22 protein-coding genes are annotated in these 21,143 nt (G+C 60.8%); 15 read left to right on the top strand and 7 right to left on the bottom strand.

The annotated features are described in order from the left end of the window. Window positions 1-17: 17 nt before the first annotated feature. The gene (gene alaC / locus K0F88_RS14145; protein WP_219095444.1) at window positions 18-1,235 is read right to left on the bottom strand and encodes an alanine transaminase; all 1,218 of its coding nucleotides are present in this window, start codon (window positions 1,233-1,235) and stop codon (window positions 18-20) included. 138 nt (window positions 1,236-1,373) lie between these two features. On the opposite strand from alaC, the gene K0F88_RS14140 reads away from it, so the two are divergent. From K0F88_RS14140 to K0F88_RS14100, 9 genes are all read left to right on the top strand, one after another. After that, window positions 1,374-2,024, top strand: a complete 651-nt coding sequence (locus tag K0F88_RS14140) for a LysE family translocator (protein WP_219095443.1) — start codon at window positions 1,374-1,376, stop codon at window positions 2,022-2,024. 68 nt (window positions 2,025-2,092) lie between these two features. Continuing rightward, window positions 2,093-2,578, top strand: coding sequence for a GyrI-like domain-containing protein (locus K0F88_RS14135; protein WP_094471064.1), 486 nt, complete (start codon window positions 2,093-2,095; stop codon window positions 2,576-2,578). A 260-nt stretch (window positions 2,579-2,838) separates the two neighbouring features. After that, on the top strand, window positions 2,839-2,937 hold the full coding sequence (gene kdpF / locus K0F88_RS14130; protein ID WP_219095442.1) for a K(+)-transporting ATPase subunit F: 99 nt from the start codon (window positions 2,839-2,841) through the stop codon (window positions 2,935-2,937). A gap of 167 nt (window positions 2,938-3,104) precedes the next feature. Beyond that, entirely contained in the window at window positions 3,105-4,811 is a 1,707-nt protein-coding gene (gene kdpA, locus K0F88_RS14125) for a potassium-transporting ATPase subunit KdpA (protein WP_219095441.1), read from the top strand. 10 nt (window positions 4,812-4,821) lie between these two features. After that, the gene (gene kdpC, locus K0F88_RS14120; protein ID WP_219095440.1) at window positions 4,822-5,502 is read left to right on the top strand and encodes a K(+)-transporting ATPase subunit C; all 681 of its coding nucleotides are present in this window, start codon (window positions 4,822-4,824) and stop codon (window positions 5,500-5,502) included. Window positions 5,503-5,513: 11 nt separating this feature from the next. Then, on the top strand, window positions 5,514-7,583 hold the full coding sequence (kdpB, locus tag K0F88_RS14115) for a potassium-transporting ATPase subunit KdpB (protein WP_219095439.1): 2,070 nt from the start codon (window positions 5,514-5,516) through the stop codon (window positions 7,581-7,583). Window positions 7,584-7,637: 54 nt separating this feature from the next. Further along, the gene (locus K0F88_RS14110) at window positions 7,638-10,331 is read left to right on the top strand and encodes a sensor histidine kinase KdpD (RefSeq protein WP_219095438.1); all 2,694 of its coding nucleotides are present in this window, start codon (window positions 7,638-7,640) and stop codon (window positions 10,329-10,331) included. Next, window positions 10,328-11,020, top strand: coding sequence for a response regulator (locus tag K0F88_RS14105; RefSeq protein ID WP_219095437.1), 693 nt, complete (start codon window positions 10,328-10,330; stop codon window positions 11,018-11,020). Before K0F88_RS14110 ends, K0F88_RS14105 begins: the two co-directional genes overlap by 4 nt. Before the next feature lie 408 nt (window positions 11,021-11,428). Then, the gene (locus K0F88_RS14100; protein WP_094471065.1) at window positions 11,429-11,926 is read left to right on the top strand and encodes a GNAT family N-acetyltransferase; all 498 of its coding nucleotides are present in this window, start codon (window positions 11,429-11,431) and stop codon (window positions 11,924-11,926) included. A gap of 134 nt (window positions 11,927-12,060) precedes the next feature. On the opposite strand, the gene K0F88_RS14095 is transcribed toward K0F88_RS14100, so the two are convergent. After that, a complete protein-coding gene (locus tag K0F88_RS14095; protein ID WP_094471066.1) occupies window positions 12,061-12,666 on the bottom strand; it encodes a pyridoxamine 5'-phosphate oxidase family protein in 606 nt (201 codons plus the stop codon). 7 nt (window positions 12,667-12,673) lie between these two features. After that, entirely contained in the window at window positions 12,674-13,159 is a 486-nt protein-coding gene (locus K0F88_RS14090) for an N-acetyltransferase (RefSeq protein WP_094471067.1), read from the bottom strand. Window positions 13,160-13,300: 141 nt separating this feature from the next. Between K0F88_RS14090 and K0F88_RS14085 the strand changes: the two genes are divergently transcribed. The 4 genes from K0F88_RS14085 to K0F88_RS14070 all read left to right on the top strand — a co-directional run bounded on the left by K0F88_RS14085 (window position 13,301) and on the right by K0F88_RS14070 (window position 15,906). Beyond that, entirely contained in the window at window positions 13,301-13,726 is a 426-nt protein-coding gene (locus K0F88_RS14085; protein ID WP_094471068.1) for a nuclear transport factor 2 family protein, read from the top strand. 81 nt (window positions 13,727-13,807) lie between these two features. Continuing rightward, window positions 13,808-14,152, top strand: a complete 345-nt coding sequence (locus tag K0F88_RS14080) for a YciI family protein (RefSeq protein WP_219095436.1) — start codon at window positions 13,808-13,810, stop codon at window positions 14,150-14,152. Window positions 14,153-14,179: 27 nt separating this feature from the next. Beyond that, window positions 14,180-14,671 (top strand): SRPBCC family protein, encoded by a 492-nt coding sequence (locus K0F88_RS14075; RefSeq protein ID WP_094471070.1) that lies wholly within the window; start codon window positions 14,180-14,182, stop codon window positions 14,669-14,671. After that, window positions 14,671-15,906, top strand: coding sequence for an RNA polymerase sigma factor (locus tag K0F88_RS14070; RefSeq protein WP_219095435.1), 1,236 nt, complete (start codon window positions 14,671-14,673; stop codon window positions 15,904-15,906). The genes K0F88_RS14075 and K0F88_RS14070 overlap by 1 nt, the downstream gene beginning before the upstream one ends. A 99-nt stretch (window positions 15,907-16,005) precedes the next feature. On the opposite strand, the gene K0F88_RS14065 is transcribed toward K0F88_RS14070, so the two are convergent. Beyond that, complete coding sequence (locus tag K0F88_RS14065) at window positions 16,006-16,860, bottom strand: LysR family transcriptional regulator (protein ID WP_094471072.1); 855 nt, start codon at window positions 16,858-16,860, stop codon at window positions 16,006-16,008. Between the two features lie 90 nt (window positions 16,861-16,950). On the opposite strand from K0F88_RS14065, the gene K0F88_RS14060 reads away from it, so the two are divergent. Continuing rightward, entirely contained in the window at window positions 16,951-17,385 is a 435-nt protein-coding gene (locus K0F88_RS14060; protein WP_094471073.1) for a multidrug/biocide efflux PACE transporter, read from the top strand. Window positions 17,386-17,436: 51 nt separating this feature from the next. Here the strand turns inward: K0F88_RS14060 and K0F88_RS14055 are convergent, their stop codons facing one another. Beyond that, entirely contained in the window at window positions 17,437-18,195 is a 759-nt protein-coding gene (locus tag K0F88_RS14055; RefSeq protein WP_094471074.1) for an SDR family NAD(P)-dependent oxidoreductase, read from the bottom strand. Between the two features lie 121 nt (window positions 18,196-18,316). Here K0F88_RS14055 and K0F88_RS14050 point away from each other — a divergent pair, with 121 nt between their 5' ends. Beyond that, window positions 18,317-19,213: a LysR family transcriptional regulator gene (locus tag K0F88_RS14050; protein WP_094471075.1), complete on the top strand. Its 897-nt coding sequence runs from the start codon at window positions 18,317-18,319 to the stop codon at window positions 19,211-19,213. Window positions 19,214-19,324: 111 nt separating this feature from the next. On the opposite strand, the gene K0F88_RS14045 is transcribed toward K0F88_RS14050, so the two are convergent. Together K0F88_RS14045 and K0F88_RS14040 are read right to left on the bottom strand one after the other, a co-directional pair. Next, on the bottom strand, window positions 19,325-20,047 hold the full coding sequence (locus tag K0F88_RS14045; RefSeq protein ID WP_046031989.1) for a TylF/MycF/NovP-related O-methyltransferase: 723 nt from the start codon (window positions 20,045-20,047) through the stop codon (window positions 19,325-19,327). Further along, window positions 20,044-20,910 (bottom strand): hypothetical protein, encoded by an 867-nt coding sequence (locus K0F88_RS14040; RefSeq protein ID WP_219095434.1) that lies wholly within the window; start codon window positions 20,908-20,910, stop codon window positions 20,044-20,046. Before K0F88_RS14040 ends, K0F88_RS14045 begins: the two co-directional genes overlap by 4 nt. Window positions 20,911-21,143 lie beyond the last annotated feature (233 nt).

The following is a 21,143-nucleotide window of genomic DNA, read 5'->3' as shown; positions in this document are numbered from 1 at the left end:
CTCCTACAGGTTCGGTATCAGGCGTTGGTTTTAGTGACTAGCCCATCCGCCCGGAACATCCCGCGAATCCCGCGCACGGCCTGACGAATCCGGTCCTGGTTTTCGATCAGCGCAAAGCGCACATGATCATCCCCATACTCACCAAATCCAACACCCGGCGAGACGCAAACCTTGGCCTCGGCCAGCAGCTTCTTGGCGAACTCCAGCGAGCCCAAATGCGCATACGCCTCGGGAATCTTCGCCCAGACGTACATAGACGCTTTCGGATTCTCGACCATCCAGCCCAGTTCATGCAGGCCTTTGACCAGCACGTTGCGACGCTGCCGATACTGCTCGGCGATGTCCTTGACGCACTGCTGGTCGCCTTCCAGCGCCGCAATGGCTGCGACCTGCAGCGGGGTGAACGTGCCGTAGTCGTGGTAACTCTTGATCCGCGCCAGGGCGTTGACCAGTTCAGCGTTGCCGACCATGAAGCCGATGCGCCAGCCCGCCATGTTGTAGCTCTTGGACAGGGTGAAAAATTCCACCGCAATGTCCTTGGCGCCCGGCACCTGCATGATCGACGGGGCTTTCCAGCCGTCGTAGACGATGTCGGCGTAGGCCAGGTCGTGCACCACCAAAACGTCGTACTGCTTGGCGAGGGCGATCACCCGCTCGAAGAAATCCAGCTCCACGCATTGGGCGGTGGGGTTCGACGGGAAGCCGAGGATCATCATTTTCGGTTTCGGGATCGAGCCGCGAATCGCGCTTTCCAGTTCCGCGAAGAAGTCCACGCCCGGGATCAGCGGCACCGAACGCACCTGGGCGCCGGCAATCACCGCGCCGTAGATGTGAATCGGGTAGCTCGGGTTCGGCACCAGCACGGTGTCGCCCTGGTCGAGGGTGGCCAGCATCAGATGCGCCAGGCCTTCCTTGGAGCCGATGGTGACAATGGCTTCGGTTTCCGGGTCGATGTCGACCTCGTAACGATCCTTGTACCAATTGGAAATGGCCCGGCGCAGACGCGGAATACCCTTGGATGTCGAGTAGCCGTGGGTGTCTTCGCGCTGGGCGACGGTGACCAGTTTTTCGACGATGTGTGGCGGAGTCGGGCCGTCTGGGTTGCCCATGCTGAAGTCGATGATGTCTTCGCCACGACGACGGGCGGCCATCTTCAGCTCGGCAGTGATATTGAATACGTAAGGGGGGAGTCGATCTATGCGCGCAAAGCGGCGCGGCGAACCTGGGTTAGCCATTGTTGCCTCGGTAACGTGAGCGCCCGGAACCGTCCGAGCGACGCTGGCCACTGCGGTGGCCTGTGGCGGAATGTAAGGGCTGTTGTGGCACACTGTCCAGCGACTCTGTAAACAAATTTGTCCGAAGGAACCCGGTTGATGGAATTTACCAGCGGCTTTCTGCTGAGCCTTTCGCTGTGCCTGGATATCGGCGTGGCCAATATCGCGATGATCACCCTGGCGATGCAACGCGGCTATTTTCAAGGCTTTGCCCTGGGCTTGGGCACCTGCGTCGGTGACCTGATTTACGCGGTGCTGGCGTTGGCGGGCATGACCGTTTTGCTGCAATACGAAACCGTGCGTTGGGTGCTGTGGATCGGCGGTTCAGCGTTGCTGGTGTACTTCGCGGCGAAGATGATTTATTCGGCGATTCACCATGAAGCGGTGCTGGCGCAGTCCGCCGAGGTGGGGCAGAACTCTCACCGCAAAGAGTTTTTCCGCGGGATCTTCCTCGCCATGTCGTCACCCAGCGCCATTCTCTGGTTTGCGGCCGTGGGCGGCACGTTGATCGCGCGCTCCGGTGGCGGTGATGCCGTCAGCTCGGCGCTGTTTCTCGGCGGGTGGGTGCTCTGGTGCGTCGCGTTGTGCTTCGCCGCGAGCCACGGCGGCAAGTTGCTGGGCGACAAACTGCTGCGTTACTCCTACATGGCATCGGCGGCGATCTTCTGCTATTTCGCGGTGTACGTGATTCTATCGGGCTATAACGAGTTTGTTGGTGCCGGCGCCGTCGAGCAGTTGCACGCCCTGTAATTTTGCGAATCGGGTTTGGCTTCTATACTCCCAGCCGAACCCACTTTTTTCGTCTCAGGAGTTGAGTCATGGATGAGCAAACAGGCGTAAAACCGGCCGAGCCACGCTTCGAACACGGGCACTTTCTGCTCATTGCAGGGCTGGGTGGTCGATTTACCCAGCAGACCACACAAGGCATTCCCGAACTCTGGGAGAAATTCATTCCCGAGATTGGCCAGATTCCCGGCCAAAAAGGTGAAGTGACCTACGGCATTTGCTGTAATCCCGACGGCAAGGGTGGTTTTGAATACATCGCTGGCGTCGAGATCGACAAACTCGACGACCTGCCCGAGAAGTACCGCTGGGTCGAGGTTCAACCCCAGCATTACGCGGTGTTCGAGCACAAAGGCACACTGGACCAGTTGCCCGCGACCTTTCAGTACATCTGGAAAACCTGGCTGCCTCAGTCTGGCCATCAAGCGGCGGACGCTCCGGAGTTCGAACGCTACAGCGAAGACTTCAACCCGAAGCTCAACACCGGCGTGCTGGAAATCTGGCTACCGCTCAAACCGTAATGAACCGAGCCCCGGACGGGCACTTCACAGTGCCCGTTCGTAGCGTTCGCTGACGTCTCGCATCCCCCCCGCACAACCTCCGTTCCGCTCGATCTATACGCCGTCTTAATACCGCTGCCCCCAATCAGTGTCCGTCCTTGATACCCCCTCACCTAACCTGCACGGCGCAGATAAGAGCGCGTATCCAGTGCGTTTTATGCTCTGGCGCGCGCTACCGGGACCCGATTGCGGGTGCCTTCGTTTAGTCAGGGGGAGCTGTCTTGTTAACACTCGAGTTCATCTACGTCGCCAGCGGCCTGTGTGCCGCCCTGTTGTTCGCCTACCTGGGTTACGCCCTTATTCGTGCTGAAAAGTTCTGATGGCCGCAGTCATTGCGGCACAGGCGTTTTTATTCGCCCGTCAGGGCGGTCTTGAGAAAGGAAACCGGCAATGTACGACCTGATTTTCATGGGGGTTAGCGTGGTGTTTTTTGCTGCGACAGCCATGGTCATCGTCGCCATGGGCAAGATTTGAACGGAGCATCGACATGTTGAGCACTATGCTGGAATTTGCGGTGATTCTCGGGTTGATGACCGGGCTCGCCGTCTTGATGGGGAAGTGGCTGACGCGGGTTTTCACCGGGCAAAAGCATGCCTTGGCCGAGCGCGCCACGTATCGTTTGCTGGGGATCGATTCGACCGAAACCATGGGCTGGGCGCGTTACGGCTCGGCCCTGTTGCTGTCGAACGCGGCAATGATGTTGCTGGGTTACATCGTGTTGCGCCTGCAAGGTTTCATGCCACTCAACCCCTTGGGGCTGAGCGCACAAACACCGGATCTGGCGTTCAACACCGCGGCGTCGTTTATCACCAACACCAACTGGCAGGCGTATTCAGGTGAAACCAGCCTGTCCAACTTCAGCCAGATGGCGGTCATTACCTTCCTGATGTTCGTCGGCGCAACAGCGGGCGTTGTGGCGGCGGCGGGTTTCATTCGCGGCCTCAGTCGGTCGAATTCCGCTGATATCGGCAACTACTGGGTGGACTTCACCCGCACGCTGTACCGGGTGATGTTGCCGCTGTGTTTCGCCATGGCGCTGGTGTATGTCTGGCAAGGCATGCCCCAAACCCTGAGCTCCCAGGCCCTGGCCACCACCCTGGAAGGCGCGCAGCAGCAATTGATCGTCGGCGCGGTGGCCAGCTTCGAGTCAATCAAGCACATCGGCACCAACGGCGGCGGCTTCTTCAGCATGAACGCTGCGCACCCGTTCGAGAACCCGACGCCGCTGACGAACATGCTGCACATCCTCAGCATGTTGCTGATCCCGTCAGCATTGACATACACCTTCGGCAGCATGCTGATGCGTCGGCGTCAGGGCTGGGTATTCTTCGGCACGTTCCTGGTGATGTTCGTCGGTTTTCTGAGCATCGTTTACACGGCTGAACAAAGTGGTAACCCATTGCTGACCCGAGTGGGTGCGGACCAGGTGCTGTCGGCCACCCAGAGTGGCGGCAACATGGAAGGCAAGGAACTGCGTTTCGGGATTGCCGACACCAGCCTGTTCGTGACCACCACCACCGGCGCCACCACCGGCTCGGTGAATGCCATGCATGACTCGCTGACGCCCATGGGCGGTTTCGTGCCGCTGGCGCAGATGATGCTCAACTGCGTGTTTGGCGGCGACGGCGTGGGCTTTATCAACCTGATCCAGTACGCCCTGCTGACAGTGTTTCTGGTGGGGATGATGATCGGCCGCAGTCCCGAATTCCTCGGCAAGAAGATCGAGGCACGGGAGATCAAGCTGGTCATGCTCTCGGTACTGGCGCACCCGATCTGCATTCTCGGCTTCACCGCCCTGGCGGCACTCTGGCCGGACACCTTGAACAGCCTCAACAACCAGGGGCCCCATGGCTTCAGTGAGGTGTTGTATGCCTACACCTCGGGGACGGCCAACAATGGTTCGGCGTTCGCCGGATTGAACGCCAATACGCCGTTCTTCAACACCACCATTGGTCTTGCCATGTTGCTCGGACGCTTCTTCACCATGCTGCCGATGCTCGCGGTCGCAGGTTCCCTGGCGATGAAAAAGAACATCCCGGCCGGTGCCGGCACCATCCCGACCGCCACACCGCTGTTCATGTTCCTCGTGGTGTTCGTGGTGCTGGTGGTGGGCGGCCTGACTTTCCTGCCGGCGCTCGCGCTCGGCCCACTGGTCGAGCAACTGCAGTTGCTGTCTGGCCAGACCTACAAGTGAGGGCGCAGTGATGACTCAAATACAACCACAAACCAAAGTGCAGTTTCTGTTTGTCGGCCTGTTGCGTCCGGTGCTGATGTCGGCGGCGTTCTTCATGCTGCTGACCGGGCTGGCCTACCCGTTGTTTACCACCCTGGTGGCCAACGTGCTGTTCCCGCTTCAAGCCCAGGGCAGTCTGGTTGAACGGGACGGTCTGGTGATCGGTTCGGCGGTGATCGGCCAGCATTTCACCCGGCCCGAGTATTTCCAGGGGCGCGCAAGCATGACGCTTGGCGCCGATCCACTGGACCCGAGCAAGAGCGTGGTGCAGCCGTACAACGCAGGCTCCAGTGGCGCCAGCAACCTTGGCCCTACCAGCCAGAAGTTGATCGACACCGTGGCCCTGCGCGTCGAAGCCTATCGCCGACAGAATGGCCTGGCAGCCGATGCACAGGTGCCGGTGGATGCCGTCACCTCGTCGGCTTCAGGCCTGGACCCGCACATTTCGGTGGCCAACGCACAGATTCAGGCGGCGCGCGTCGCACGTCTGCGCCACCTGCCCGAAGCCGAGCTGTTGAAATGGGTGAATACCCACACCGAGCAACGCACCTTCGGCCTGCTCGGCGAACCCCGGGTCAATGTGCTGCAACTCAACCTCGCGCTGGATGCTTTGAAGCCTGCGCATCAGCCACCCCTTGCGGCCAGTGAGTAAGAGAAACAACCATGAGTAAGCAAGCTCGTTTGCCTTTGTTTGACCGTGGGTTGTTGCTCACGGCGTGCCTGGATGCTTTCAAGAAGTTGCTGCCCCAGGCGCAGTGGAAGAACCCGGTCATGTTTGTGGTGTACCTGGGCAGTATTCTCACCACGCTGTTGTGGGTTCAATCACTAGTCGGCAAGGGAGAAGCCCCCAGTGGTTTCATTCTCAGCATCACGTTGTGGCTGTGGTTCACCGTGCTGTTCGCCAACTTCGCCGAAGCCCTGGCCGAGGGTCGCAGCCGGGCGCAAGCAGCCAGCCTGCGCGGGATGAAGCGCCAGACCCTGGCCAAACTGTTGCAGCAACCCCGGCACGGTTCCGCCTGGATGCCGATACCTTCCAGCGAACTGCTCAAGGACGCGGTGGTGTTGATTGAAGCCGGCGATCTGGTGCCCCTCGATGGGGTGGTGATCGAAGGCGTGGCGTCGGTGGATGAAAGCGCGATTACTGGCGAATCGGCACCGGTGATTCGTGAGGCGGGCGGCGATTTTTCATCGGTCACCGGCGGCACAAAAGTGCTGTCGGACTGGTTGGTGGTGCGTATCAGCGTCAATCCCGGCGAGTCGTTTCTGGATCGCATGATTTCCATGGTCGAATCCGCGAAACGCCAGAAGACACCTAACGAAGTGGCACTGACCATTCTGCTGGTGGGCCTTACGTTTCTGTTTCTGCTGGTGATCGTGACCCTGGGCCCGTACTCGATGTTCGCGGTGGGCATGAGCGGCGGCGACGTGGTTAGCGCAACGGTTCTGGTGGCGCTGCTGGTCTGCCTGATCCCTACGACCATTGGCGGTCTGTTGTCCGCGATCGGTGTGGCGGGCATGAGTCGGATGATGTCAGCCAACGTCATTGCCACTTCTGGGCGAGCCGTGGAAGCGGCGGGTGATGTGGATGTCTTGCTGCTGGACAAGACCGGCACCATTACTTTGGGTAATCGCCAGGCCAGCGGTTTCCTGCCGGCACCCGGGGTCAAGGAATCGGAACTGGCGGACGCGGCGCAACTGGCCTCGTTGGCCGACGAAACGCCGGAAGGACGCAGCATTGTGGTGCTCGCCAAGCAGAAGTTCGACCTGCGGGCGCGGGACCTCAATGCCTTGGGGGCGAGCTTCGTGCATTTCACCGCGCAAACCCGCATGAGCGGCGTCGATCTGGCCGGTGGCCGGAGCATCCGCAAGGGCGCGGCAGATGCCATTCGCCAGCACGTCGAGGCGCTGGGCGGCAGTTTTCCGCCGGGATTGCAGATTAAGGTCGATGAAGTCTCGCGCCGGGGCAGTACGCCACTGGTCGTATGCGATGGTGAAAAGGCATTGGGCGTGGTCGAGCTCAAGGACATCGTCAAGGGTGGCATCAAGGAGCGTTTTGCCGAGCTGCGGCGCATGGGCATCAAGACGGTCATGATCACCGGCGACAACCGCCTGACGGCGGCAGCGATTGCCGTGGAAGCCGGAGTTGACGACTTTCTTGCCGAGGCCCGGCCGGAAGACAAACTGCAACTGATCCGCGACTACCAGGCCCAGGGCAAGCTCGTGGCGATGACCGGCGACGGCACCAATGATGCGCCGGCACTGGCTCAGGCAGACGTGGCGGTGGCCATGAACAGTGGGACTCAGGCCGCCAAGGAAGCGGGCAACATGGTCGATCTGGACAGCAATCCGACCAAGTTGATCGAGGTGGTTGAAGTCGGCAAACAGATGCTCATGACGCGCGGCGCGTTGACCACCTTCAGCGTGGCCAACGATGTGGCCAAGTATTTTGCTATCGTACCGGCCGCATTCGTCGCGACCTATCCGCAACTGGGCGCCCTGAACGTGATGCACCTGAGCAGCCCGAATTCGGCGATTCTCAGCGCGGTGATCTTCAATGCCCTGATCATCGTGTTTCTGATCCCGCTGGCGCTCAAGGGCGTGACCTACCGAGCCATCGGCGCGGCGGCGTTGCTCAATCGCAACCTGCTGATCTATGGCCTGGGTGGCGTGCTGGTGCCGTTCGCGGGCATCAAGGTGATCGACATGCTGTTGGCCGGGCTTGGCCTGGTTTGAAAGGACTGACGGCCCGGTGCCCTTTGTGGCACCGGGCCGTTCAAAAGGATTGTCATGCTCGAAACTGATACGTCCACCGCTTCACGTGACGGCCGTCCTGATCCCGACGCGCTGCTGGAGAAGCTGCAACAAGACGAACAGGCTGCCCTGCGCGGGAAACTGCGCATCTATTTCGGTTCCAATGCCGGGGTAGGGAAAACCTGCGCCATGCTCACCGCGGCCCAACGCGAAGTAGCCCAGGGCCGTGACCTGGTGGCTGGGGTGATAGAAACCCATGGCCGCCGGGAAACCGCTGAACTGCTCAACGGTCTGGAACTGCTGCCGCGCTACAACGTGATGCATCGCGAGCGTGCCCTCAGCGAGTTCGATCTGGATGCCGCGCTGGCGCGGCGTCCGGCGGTGCTGCTGGTGGATGAACTGGCCCACAGCAATGTGCCCGGTTCGCGTCACCCCAAGCGCTGGCAGGATGTCGAAGAACTGCTGCGCGCCGGCATCGACATCTGGACCACCCTGAACGTCCAGCACCTGGAAAGTCTCAACGATATTGTCAGCGGGATCATCGGCACCCGGGTGCGAGAGACCGTGCCCGATCATCTGTTCGACGCTGCCCATGAAGTGGTGGTGATCGACCTGCCACCCGATGACCTGCTGCGCCGGCTCAAGGAAGGCAAGGTCTACCTGCCACCTCAGGCGGAGCGCGCGTCCCGGCATTTCTTTCGCAAGGGCAACTTGCTGGCCTTGCGCGAGCTGGCGCTGCGGCGCACCGCCGATCGTGTCGATGCCCAGATGCGCGACTATCGCCGCGAGCGGTCCATCAACACCCTTTGGCCCGCGCGCGAGCGTTTACTGGTGGGCGTCGCAGGCTACCCTTCGGATGAGCGACTGGTGCGGGAAGCAGCGCGCTTGGCACAAAAGCTCGAGGCGGACTGGATTGTCGTCCATGTGCCTTCGGCGCAGCGGCGTGGCGCGGGGGCGAGCCGTTATGCCGCCGCCATGAAGACCCTGGCGCTGGCCGCCGAATTCGGTGCCGACACCGCCACCTTGTCGGGCATGGACGTCGCCGAGGCCTTGGTGGCGTTTGCCCGTGAGCACAACGCCAACCGCCTGGTGCTGGGGCACTACCCGCGCAAGGTCTGGCAGTTCTGGCACCAGTCGGTCAGTGACCGCATCAGCCGTCGGCATCCCGAGATTGATCAGATTGTCATCGCTCATGGTCCGCTGCCCGTCGTGGTTGCGGTGGCGGTGAATACTGATGCCGCGCTGCCGCCCAGTAGGGCGCCGGCATATCTGTGGGCCAGCCTGGCCTGTTTCGCCGCCACGGCAGTGGCAGCCTTGCTGTTGCAGGTGTTCGATCTGGCCAACGTGGTCATGCTGTTTTTGCTCACGGTGGTGCTGGTCGCCTTGCGCTATGGGCGAGGGCCGGGTGTCTGGGCGGCGATGCTGGCGGTGCTGTGTTTTGATTTCTTCTTCGTCCAGCCGCGCTGGTCGTTCACGGTCAACGACACCCAGTACTTTTTTACCTTCGCCCTGATGCTGGGGATTGCGTTGATCACCGGCCAGCTCACGGCACGCTTGCGCCATGAGGCTCGCACGGCGGCCGGACGTGAGCGGCGTGCGACTTCGCTGGCGAGGCTGGCTCGCGACTTGTCGGCGGCGCTGACGGTGGAGCAGATCACGGAGGTGGCGCTAATCACCTTCAGTGGCGTGTTTGAGGCGCGGGTCGGGCTGACACTGCCCGACGCCGCAGACAGTGTCCGTGCTCGTGGCGCGGGTGCATTCCCGATTGATGAAAGCATTGCCCAATGGGTTTACGACCATGGGCAACCCGCTGGCCAGGGCACCCATACGCTGGCGGCCGCGCAAGGCCGCTATTTGCCGTTGAAGGCCCCGATGCGCGTGCGCGGGGTGTTGGTGCTGGAGCTGGCTGAACCGGAACGGTTGAACGAGCCTGAAGAGCAGCGTTTGCTCGAGGCCTGCATGAGCCAACTGGCAATCGCGCTGGAACGGGTGCATTTCGTCGAAGTGGCGCAAAGCACGTTAGTGCAGATGGAGGGCGAGCGCATGCGTAACACGCTGCTGGCCGCGATCTCTCATGACCTGCGCACGCCACTGACCACCATTATCGGTGCGGCCGATGCAGCGGCGCCCCATGCGCCGCCCGGACCGCTGACACCGTTGCTGGACGGTATCCGCGATCAGGCCAGCGCCATGCAGCGGTTGATCGAAAACCTGTTGGACATGGCCCGGATGCAGGAGCGCGGTGTGCGACTGAACCGACAATGGCACTCGCTGGAGGAAATCGTCGGCAGCGCCTTGCGTCAACTGCGCGAGCCGTTGGCGCGGCATGTGGTGCGCACCGCGCTGTCGCCGCTGTTGCCGTTGGTGGAAGTCGATGCGCTGTTGATCGAACGCGTGCTGGTCAACCTGCTGGATAACGCCGCCAAATACACCCCGGCCGGAACGCTGGTGCAGGTGACGGCCCGGCAAGAGCAGGACAGCATTGTGCTGGAGGTGATCGACGACGGTCCCGGTTGTCCTCAGGGCAGCACGCCTCAGAGTTTGTTCGAGCCGTTCACCCGGGGTCAGCAGGAGTCGGCCGTGGCCGGCATCGGCCTTGGGCTGGCGTTGGTCAAACGGATTGTCCAGGCCCATGGCGCAACGATCGAGGCGCAACCTAAGGCCACCTCGGGCATTCGCTTTGTCATCACACTACCGGCGGGTCACCCGCCTTCCATGGAATCGCTATGACCAGTGCACGCATCCTCATTGTCGAGGACGAGGCCAACATCCGCCGCTTCATCGGTATCGCGCTGCAGGACGAAGGTTTTCAGGTGTTCGAGGCCGACAACGTCAAACGCGCCCTGATCCATGCCGCCAGCCGTCAACCGGATTTGGTGATTGTCGATCTGGGCTTGCCCGACGGTGACGGCAAACAATTGATCAGTGAGTTGCGGGGCTGGATGACGGTGCCGATTCTGGTGCTGTCGGCCCGTGATCGTGAAGAGGAAAAAGTGGCGGCACTGGATGCGGGGGCGGACGATTATCTGGTCAAGCCCTTCGGCGTGCCCGAGTTGCTCGCACGTATCCGCGCCCAGTTGCGTCGGCATGTGCAAAACGGGACCGCCGCCGTCACCAGCAAGGTGACGTTCGGCCTGATCGACGTGGACCTGGCCACGCACGAGGTCCGGCGCGAGGACCAATCGGTGCATCTGACACCCATCGAGTATCGCTTGCTGTGCGCGCTGATTCGCGGGCAAGGCCGGGTCATGACTCATCGCCAGCTATTGCTGGAAGTGTGGGGTCTGGATTACGTCGATCGTGCGCACTACCTTCGGGTGCACATGGCGCACTTGCGGCAAAAACTGGAGGCCGATGCGGCGCAGCCGCAGCATTTCATCACTGAATTGCAGGTGGGTTACCGCCTGGTGGGGCTGTAAGGCACGGCAGGCGCAGGTTGCAGCGCCTGGCCGTGGGTCGCTCACTTGTCTTTCTTGATCCGGCGCTGGTGCAGAAAATCGATGTACAGCGTGATGAAGCCGAACGAGGAAATGCTGAATAACACGAGAAGGCCGATTTGAGTCGTGCTCATGATCAAAGTCCTGTGGGTGGGACGAGGAGCGCTCAACCTGCCTTGGCTGGGCGTCGTCAATCGTCGAGGCACAGATAAATAGTACGAACCCGAAGCATTGGGTAGCGGTTATATGAAAGCTTTACGGAGCCGTCCTTGAACCCTATGCACTTCATACGAGAGGTGGATAGGGCGCGTTCGAAAGGAAGCAAGTATTGCTAGAATCGGCGAGCGTTATCCTGTCCTCTCACTCGCCCCAAGGTCGCTGCGATCCACCATGAACTCGTCGAACCCTGTTATCCGAAACGTCCTGTCTGCTGATCTGGACCGCTGCTACGCCATCGAAACCGTTGCCTACGAAGGCGACGAAGCCGCCACCCTGGAAAAAATCGCCACGCGCATTGCCACTTGGCCCGACGGTTTTATCGTCGCCGAAGTGGACGGCGTTGTAGCCGGTTTCATCAACGCCGGTGCGGCGTTTCAGGTTGAAATGTCAGACGAAGCGTTCAAGGAACTGATTGGCCACGACCCGGCCGGGCCGCACGTCGTGATCATGTCGGTTGTGGTGCACCCGGATTATCAGGGGCAGGGGCTGGCGAAGCGTTTGATGGGCGAATTCATCGAGCGCATGCGCGCGATGGGCAAGGCCAGCATCCACCTGATGTGTAAGGAGCGGCACATTCCGTTGTATTCCGGATTCGGCTTTGCCTACATCAAGCCTTCGGCCTCCGACCATGGCGGCATGGCGTGGCATGAGATGGTGTTGGCGTTGTAACCAACCTCTACCCACCACCGAAGATCCCCTGTGGGAGTGAGCCTGCTCGCGATGGCGGTCTGACAGTCGACACTTCTGTTGAATGTTATGCCGTCATCGCGAGCAGGCTCGCTCCCACATTGGTTAGGGGCGTGTCAGTAAAGACTGTCCCGCACCCGCGCCGGCGCTTCCCGGTCATACGTTTCGGCATCGAACTGCCCGGCGTTCAAGCGCTTGTGAAACGCTCCCGCCGTCGGCAGTGCCGAGCGCTCCAGGTGCTTCTCGGGGTTCCACAAGTCCGAACGCACAATCGCTTTCGAGCAATGGAAGTACGCCGCGTCCACCGTCACCAGCATCACCGTGCGCGCCGGTTTGCCGTTCACCGCGAAGCTCTCCAGCAACGCCGGTTCCGCGCTGATCTGCGCCGTGCCGTTGACCCGCAACGTCTCGCCGATGCCGGGAATGATGAACAGCAGCGACACCCGCGAATCGAGCACCACATTGCGCAGCGTGTCGATGCGGTTGTTGCCCGGACGATCCGGGATCGCCAGGGTCTTCGGGTCGATGATTCGCACAAATCCCGGTGTGTCGCCCCGGGGCGAACCGTCCAGGCCGTCGGGGCCGACCGAGCTGATGATCACCAACGGTGAGGCGCGGACCATGGCCTGATAGTCCTCGTTCAGAAAGGCAATCTGCTTGCGCACGGCGCGGTCGTGGGGTTGGCCGTAGATCGCCTCCAGTGCTTCGATGCTGTCGAGCATAACCACCTCAGAAAATCAGACTCATGCGCCGTTCATAACCGATCCGGCCCCTGTACGCCTCGCCGCTGTCGACCCAGCCAAATTTTGCATAGAGCGCGATAGCAGCCTCGTTGTCCGCATCCACCGAGAGTTCCAGCGCTTTGATTTCCGGAAACGCCTGCCGAGCCACGTCGGGCAGGGCTTGCAGGCAGGCCTTCCCATAACCTTTGCCCTGAGCGCGGTGATCGACTTGCAACGCATGCAAGGTCGCGCTGTGTTCATCGGCCCAGGCCGGCAACACGGGCGGGCGTTTGAGCAGCAGGAAGGCCACGGGGATGTCCTCGGCCAGCAGCGCAAATCCTTCGACGCCGGGGCCGGGTTTGGACAGCAAGGTGTGCAAGGCACCGTGGATGTCGCCGGAGAACTTGATCTGTTCTTTATGCACTTCGATGGCCTCGACCTGCTGGCGCTGGCGCGCATTCAGGCTTTCGTAAGGCACGAGTCGGGTTGTCACTGGAGTGTCCTTTTTCCAACGTAAATGTGTGTCGGATTCTAGCGAGTTTGCGTTCATGGATTATTTTTATTTCGACTGTCGATTTGGCGGTGCGCCAGACGACTAAGGGTGTCTTCACAACAAAAACCACGGAGAACCACCATGAGCGCTACCCATGAAATCCAGGCCCTGATCGACACCTATCGTGAGGCAGTCATCGCCAAAAACGTCGAGAAACTCATGCCGTTGTATGCCGACGACATCGTCTCCTACGATGCGGTCAAGGCCCTGCAATTCCGGGGCAAGGCGGCATACCGCGCGCATTGGGAGGAGTGCATGGAAATGTGCCAGGGCGAGCACAAGTTCGACTTCGACCACATGAACATCGTCGCGGACGAGCACATCGCCTTCGCCCATTGGCTGGCCCATTGCGGCGGCACCAACGAACAAGGTGAAACCCAGGCCTGCTGGATGCGTGTGACCGCCTGCTATCGGCGCGATGCCGGGCAATGGCGCATCGTCCACGAACACTGGTCGGCCCCGTTCGACATGACCAGCGGCACGACGCTGTTCAACCTTGAGCCCTGATTGTCGGGCTGTTTATCGGGAAGCAGCGCGAAAATGCCAATCAGCAGCCATAGTTGATCAGTTCGATCCGGGAGAGCCCACATGAAGTATCTATGCCTGGTCTACAGCAACGAACAGGCGTTGCACTCGCTGCCCGACAGCCCTCATGACGCCGAGTGCATGGCCTACGCCGAGGCGATTCAGGGCAGCGGCCGGATGATCGCGGCCGAGGCGCTGGAGTCGGTGCAGACCGCGACCACGGTGCGTATGCGCAACGGCAAGCTGTCGATCACCGACGGTCCGTTCGCCGAAACCAAGGAGCAACTGGCCGGCTTCTACCTGATCGACGCCAAAGACCTCAACGAAGCAATCCAGGTCGCCGGCAATATCCCGGCGGCCCGGGTCGGCAGCGTCGAGGTGCGTCCCGTTCGCCAGTTGAATCCCTGAATAACAATCACAAGACAGGAGACCTGCATGAGTCCGCAACCTTATAAACATCAGCCTGCCGAATTCGAGCTGTCCATCAGTCGTCTGGTCGACGCGCCGCGCCGCAAGCTCTTCCGCGCCTGGACCGAGCCGGCCCTGCTCGTTCAGTGGTGGGGGCCGCATGGCATGACCACGCCGGAATGCGAAATGGACCTGTGGGTCGGCGGCCAGTTTCGCACCCTGATGCGCGCGCCGGACGGGACTGAGTATCCGACCATGGGGGTCTTCCTCGAGATCGTCGCGCCTGAGCGACTGGTGTTCACCGACGCGTTTATTCCCGGCTGGATTCCTTCGGGCAAACCCTTCATGTCGGCCGAAGTGACCCTCGAAGACAGGGACGGCAAAACCCTCTACACCGCCCGGGCCATGCACTGGTCCGAAGAAGACCGCCAGGCCCATGAGGCCATGGGGTTTTACGATGGCTGGGGACAAAGCCTTGATAGGTTGGTGACGCTGGTGACTGAAGGCATGCCGGACTGATGACTGATGCGTCGGTCACGGCTCGGGTCGAGCAGGTCTACCGCGAGGACTCGCGGCGGATTCTGGCGACGCTGATCCGCTTGCTCGGCGATTTCGACCTCGCCGAAGAGGCCTTGCACGAGGCGTTTTTCGTCGCGGTCGAGCGTTGGCAGCGTGACGGCGTGCCGGACAACCCGCGCACCTGGCTGGTGTCCACCGGGCGCTTCAAGGCCATTGATGTGTTGCGTCGGCGCGCGCGCTTTGCCGCGTCCCGGCCGATGTTGATCGCTCAACTGGAGGAGCTGGAGCAGGCCGACTGGAGTGAGGAAGACGTGGAAGATGATCGCTTGCGGCTGATCTTCACCTGTTGTCACCCGGCCCTCGCGTCGGACGCCCAGGTGCCGTTGACCCTGCGCGAAGTGTGCGACCTGACCACGGAAGAAATCGCCCGCGCCTTTCTCTCGGCACCGGCGACCATCGCCCAGCGCATCGTGCGCGCCAAAGCGAAAATCCGTGACGCCAAAATCCCTTATCAAGTGCCGACACTGGCGGAACTGCCCGAGCGTCTCGACAGTGTGCTCAGGGTGATTTACCTGGTGTTCAACGAAGGTTACTCGGCCTCTGTCGGTGCCGAACTGACCCGCGAGGACCTGACACGCGAAGCGATCCGGCTCGGGCGGTTGTTGATGGAGTTGCTGCCGGAATCGGAAGTGATGGGGCTGCTGGCATTGATGCTGTTGCATGAATCACGACGCCCGGCCCGGACGTCGGCGAGCGGTGAGTTGATTGTGCTGGATGAACAGGACCGCTCGTTGTGGGATGCCGGGATGATTGCCGAGGGTTGTGCGCTGGTGGAAGCGGCGCTGACCACCGGGCGGTTCGGGCCTTATTGCCTGCAAGCCGCGATTGCGGCGGTGCACGCCGAAGCGCCCACGGCGGGGGAGACCGACTGGCAGCAGATTGTGGGGTTGTATGACGTGCTGCTGGCGGCGGTGCCCTCGCCAGTGATCGAATTGAACCGTGCAGCGGCGATCTCCAGGCGAGACGGGCCGTTGGCGGGGTTGGTGTTGGTTGACGGGATTCTGGAGCGGGGGGATTTGCTGGACTACCACTTGGCGCATTCGGCGCGGGCGGATTTTTGTCGGCAGTTGGGAAGGAGTGAAGAGGCGCGGGTGGCGTATGAGCGGGCGCTGGCGTTGACGCAGCAGGTGCCGGAGCGGCGGTTTATCGAGGCGCGGATCAAGGCGTTGAAGTGATGTAAGCCTGCTGGCCCCATCGCGGGCAAGCCCGCTCTCACAGGGTTGGCGCAGAACCTGTGGGAGCGTGGCTTGCTCGCGATAAGGGCTGAATGACCTTCATTCCAGCATCTTGCCGAGCAACCAACTGCCCGCCGGCCCCGGCGGATGCAGCCGCGACCACAAGGCATCGACAAACACCGGTTTCGGCCAGCCCCGAACGTCCAGTTCCTGCAATGTCCCCGGGCCAAACCGCTCCACCAACCATCGCGGCAACGGTGCCCAGCCAAACCCGCCCTGGGCCATTTCCAGCAGCATCAGGTAACTCGGCGCCGACCAGACGCGGCCCTTCGCACGGCTTTCATACGGATTGACGATCGTCGCCAGACGCAACTCCCGATGCTGTTGCAACACGTCTTGATCGACGAGGTCCAGCGCCGCCAATGGATGCTCGCGGGCCACAAACAGGGCAATCTCCGTCCGCTCCTCCACGGTCGAGCTGACCAGGTCCGGCGGGTAACTGTCCTGTTTTTCGGCGAAGGCCACATGCGCCCGACCGCTTTGCACCAGCGCCACCAGGTCATCGCATTCAGCGATCAGGCATTCGAGTTCAAGGTCCGGATAACGCTGATCGAACGCACTCAGCGCCGCTTCGAAACGGTCGGACTGATAGGTGTCGGAAATCGCCACCGTCAGCTTCGGCTCAACCCCTTGGGACAGTTGGCTTGCAGTCATTTCCAGGCGGCTGGTGGCGGCCAGGATCTCCTCGGCCCGCTGCAGCATCACGTGCCCGGCCGGGGTCAGGCTCGGCTTGCGGCTGCTGCGGTCGAACAGGACCAGGTTCAGATCGATTTCAAGGCTCGCGACCGCTGCACTGATAGTCGACTGACTGCGTCCCAGCTTGCGCGCTGCCGCAGAAAACGAGCCTTGCGTCGCCGCCTGGACAAACGCTTGCAACACTTCCTGAGAGGCCATGAACTATCGCCTTGATCGATGGTTATTGATTATGAAGTATCGGCGTGAGACCGGATCATGGCAACCACAGTCACTCAGGGAGTCCCGATCATGAGCGTCAACAAATCCATTACTGAACGTATTTTCCAGGCCATCGGTTTCGAAGTGCTGGCCATCCTGATCTGTACGCCGCTACTGGCGTGGATCATGGACAAACCGATGATTGAAATGGGCGCTGTCACCGTTGTGATTGCCGCGCTTGCTCTGGGTTGGAACGTGGTCTTCAACGGTCTGTTCGATCGCTTGCTCAAACGCTATGGAATCGTCCATAACGCCTGGGTACGGGTTGTCCATGCGCTGCTGTTCGAAGGCGGGCTGGTGGCGATGGGGGTGCCGCTGATTGCCTGGTGGCTGAACGTCAGCCTGTGGCAGGCGTTCCTGCTGGACATTGGCGTGTTGCTGTTTTTCCTGCCATACACCTACGTTTATCACTGGGCGTATGACGTGGTGCGCGAGCGCGTCCTGATGCCTCGCGCAGTCAGTTGATCGCTGTTGTTTTTGTGGCGAGGGGGCAAGCCCCCTCGCCACAAGTTCGAGTTACAAAAACATCCCGCCCGACGCTTCAACGCGCTGGCCATTGATCCACTGGCTACCCGGTGCCAGCAGCAATGCAATCGCAGCGCCGATGTCATCCGGCTGACCCACCCGACCCAACGCGGTATTGCTGGCGACGTAGCTGTTCACGTCGCTGTTATCACGCACCGTGCCACCGCCGAAATCGGTTTCGATGGCGCCCGGTGCCAGGGTGTTCACAGAAATGCCGCGGGCACCCAGTTCCTTGGCCTGGTAACGGGTCAGCACTTCCATCGCGCCTTTCATCGCCGCGTAAGCGCCGTAACCCGGCAAGCTGAAACGGGTCAGACCGCTGGACACGTTGAGGATGCGCCCACCGTCCGCCATCAGCGGCAGCAGGTTCTGGGTGAGGAAGAATGGCCCTTTCAGGTGGATGTTCATCAGCAGATCGAATTGGGCGACAGTGGTGTCGACGAAGTTCGCGGTCAGGCCGATGCCGGCATTGTTGAGCAAAAAGTCGAAGTGCTGGCGATCAAAACGGCTGTGCAACACGTCGGCGACCTGGGTGGCGAACGCTTCGAAATGTTCGCTTTGGCTCACATCGAGTTGCAGCATCACCGCCCGAGCGCCGAGGCGTTCGATGTCGGCGACCAGTGCCTGCGCCTCATCGGCCTTGCTGTTGTAGGTGCCGATAATGTCGACGCCTTGGGCGGCCAGATGCAGGGCTGCGTTTTTGCCGAGGCCGCGGCTGGCGCCAGTGATCAGTGCGATTTTAGTGTTCATGGGACTTCCTCAAGGGTGGTGAGTGACGGTGTGGAGGAAGTTTATTTATCCGGCGTATGGTGATAAACAGACTGAAACTGGAATCACTGGTCGGTTAAACCGAACAATAGAGGGGCCGCCCATGAACAAGCTGGAACTGCTGCGCACCTTCGTTCGTGTCAGCGAGATGTCGAGTTTTACCTTGGCGGGCGAAAGTCTGGGCGTGCCCCGGTCGACCGTTTCGGAACACGTTCAGGCGTTGGAAGCGTTGTTGGGGACGCGCTTGTTGCAACGCACTACGCGCCGGGTTCAGGCAACGCAGGACGGCCTGGTGCTGTACGAGCGCAGCAGGGATTTGTTGTCGCACATGGATGAAATTGAAGGGCTGTTTCGTCAGGATGCGGCGTCGCTCACCGGGCGGATTCGCTTTGACATGCCGAACTTTTTGGGCCGCCAGATGGTGCTGCCGCGCTTGCCGGAATTCATGGCGCTGCACCCCAACCTCGAACTGGAAATCAGTACCACTGATCGTCGGGTCGATTTGCAGCGGGAAGGCTTTGATTGCGTCGTGAGGGTCGGTGCGCAGCCGGATCAATCGGTGGTCGCTCGCCGCGTGTGTGATTTTGCGATGGTCAATTGCGCCAGTCCCGCCTACTTGCAGCGCTTTGGCGTGCCGGAAAGTCTTGAGGATCTGGCACACCATCGACTGGTCCATTACGTCGGCGTACTGGGTTCGCGCTCGGAGGGTTTTTTGTACGAGGTGGACGACATGTTGCATCGATTGCCGATGGCGGGCAGCGTCACTGTGAACAGCACCGACGCCTATGAAGCGGCGTGCCTGGGGGGATTTGGTCTGATTCAGGCGCCGGTCAAGGGCATGCAGTCGCATTTGGATAGCGGTGATCTGGTGGCGGTGTTACCGCAGTTCAGCGCACCGTCGATGGAGGTCTCGCTGCTCTACGCCCGGCAACGGCATTTGCCGCTGCGGGTGAGGGCGTTCATGGACTGGCTGGCAAACGTCATACAGTCCACAACTTAACGCGATCCGTGTAGGAGCCGATTTGCTGGCGATCCAGGCAACGCGGTGTGTCTGTTTCACCGTGTTGTCTGGATCGCCAGCAAGCCGGCTCCTACAGGGGCGTGTTATGCGTTAGACGTGGAAATAACCTACGCAGCTATCAAACGGCAGGCGTTTGAGCTCGATCTTGTTCAGGTCCAGCACTTCACGCAGGGCTTTGGTTTCGCCCGGGAAGTTGCGGTAAGCGACTTCGTCCAAGACCACGATCGCGCCTTTTGGCATGTACGGCAGGAAGGTTTCCAGCGCGACTTTGGTCGATTCGTACAGGTCGGTGTCGAGGATCAACATGGCCACGACCAGGTCCGGACGGGTCTTGACCCACTCAGGCACGGTCTTGACGATGTCGCCCTTGACCAGTTCGCAACGCGGGATGCGGTTAACCGGGCGCAGCAGGTCGTTGGCGTCGATCATATCCTGGATCAGCGACTGGTCGGTGTCGGAGAACATGGTCTCGTTGACGTCGGCCGGGTCTTCTTTCTTGTCGATGCTCTGGAAGCCTTCGAAGGTGTCGAAGCCCACGATCGAACGGTTGATCGCGTAAGGCTCGAGAATCATCGACAAGTGCATGTACAGCATCAGCGAGTTGCCCTTGTACACGCCGCACTCGATGATCGCGCCCGGTACTTCAGCGACTTTCTTGAACAGTTCCATGCGCGACAGCGCAGCGGTCACGCCGATGCGGTTGGCGAAGACGAACGGTGCGTCGGCCACGTACTCGGCATCGACCCGTTTCAGAACGTTGGCACGGGTTTCGTTGTACTGGGCCTCGGCAGGCGTGATGCGACGCTTGGTCATTGCTGGATTCCTTGGAAATTCGAGAAGTCGTGGGCGTGGAAATAGTCTTTGAAACCGGCGCCGACATCAGGACAGGCGCTGTCGACGTTGATCGCGCCGCGCTTGTGCTTGAGGTCGTCGAGGTGCATCAGGCGGAAGTCCACGCTGAAGCGGGTTTGATTGGTGTGGTTGGCGACCGTGCCGTGCAGGTGCGAGCCGGAGAAGATCAGCATTTCACCGGTATTGCCGGCGATGCGCACTTCCGACGCGGTGTTGATCGCTTCCATCGGCACCGGGTGCACGCGGACTTCCTCTTTGAGGTTGTCCTTGGCCTTATGCCGCTGGTTGCTGATCCAGTCGTTGAGGCTCCATTCGCTGGAGGTGTTCTTCACCGGCACGTCGAAGTAACCGGCGTTGATCATCATGGTCTGGTCGGGGCTGATGGTGTGCACCGGCATCCAGGTGTTGATCTGGCAATCGACGCTGCCGTACCACGTGTCGCGATGCGGTTTGTAGGCATAGCTGACACCGGCGTGCAGGTAGTCATAGTTCGGCACCACGCGAATGCGCGGCACGTCGAAAATGTATTCGTGCGGGTCGACGCCGATCTCGTCGATAAACGACAGGATCAGGTCCTTGGCGCGCTGGCTGTTGGTGAATTGGCCCTTGAGGCGCGTCACCAGTACCACGAATTCTTCCACCGGCATCAGCGTGTGCAGGGCCTTGTGGTTGGTCTCACCGTCGAAGGCGGCGGTGATGCTTTCCTGGGCGAACGCGCACAGCTCTTTGGCGGCGCGCAGCTGGGTGTTCAGGAAGATGTCGCCGGCGTAGATGGCTTCTTTGAAGTCAGCTTTGTGTTGAAGCTGATTGATGTACAGATTCACGATTCCACTCCTGAATGCATCGAGTCTCTTAAGAGTCGGCCACACGTTAGCAAACTGAAGTGCAATCCGGCGGGTGGTGGATCAATAAAAAGGCAAACGCCTGAATTTGCGACGAAATGCCTTCTCCGGACAAAAAAATCCCTGTGGGAGCGTGGCTTGCCCGCGAAGAACGATAACGCGGTCATTCGGCAAGACCGCGTCATCGTTCTTCGCGGGCAAGCCACGCTCCCACA

This window comes from Pseudomonas sp. UMAB-40, from assembly GCF_900095275.1.
Lineage (GTDB): Bacteria > Pseudomonadota > Gammaproteobacteria > Pseudomonadales > Pseudomonadaceae > Aquipseudomonas > Aquipseudomonas mandelii_B.
Note: the sequence above shows the minus strand (reverse complement) of the source record. Positions and strands in the feature narration are given on the sequence as shown.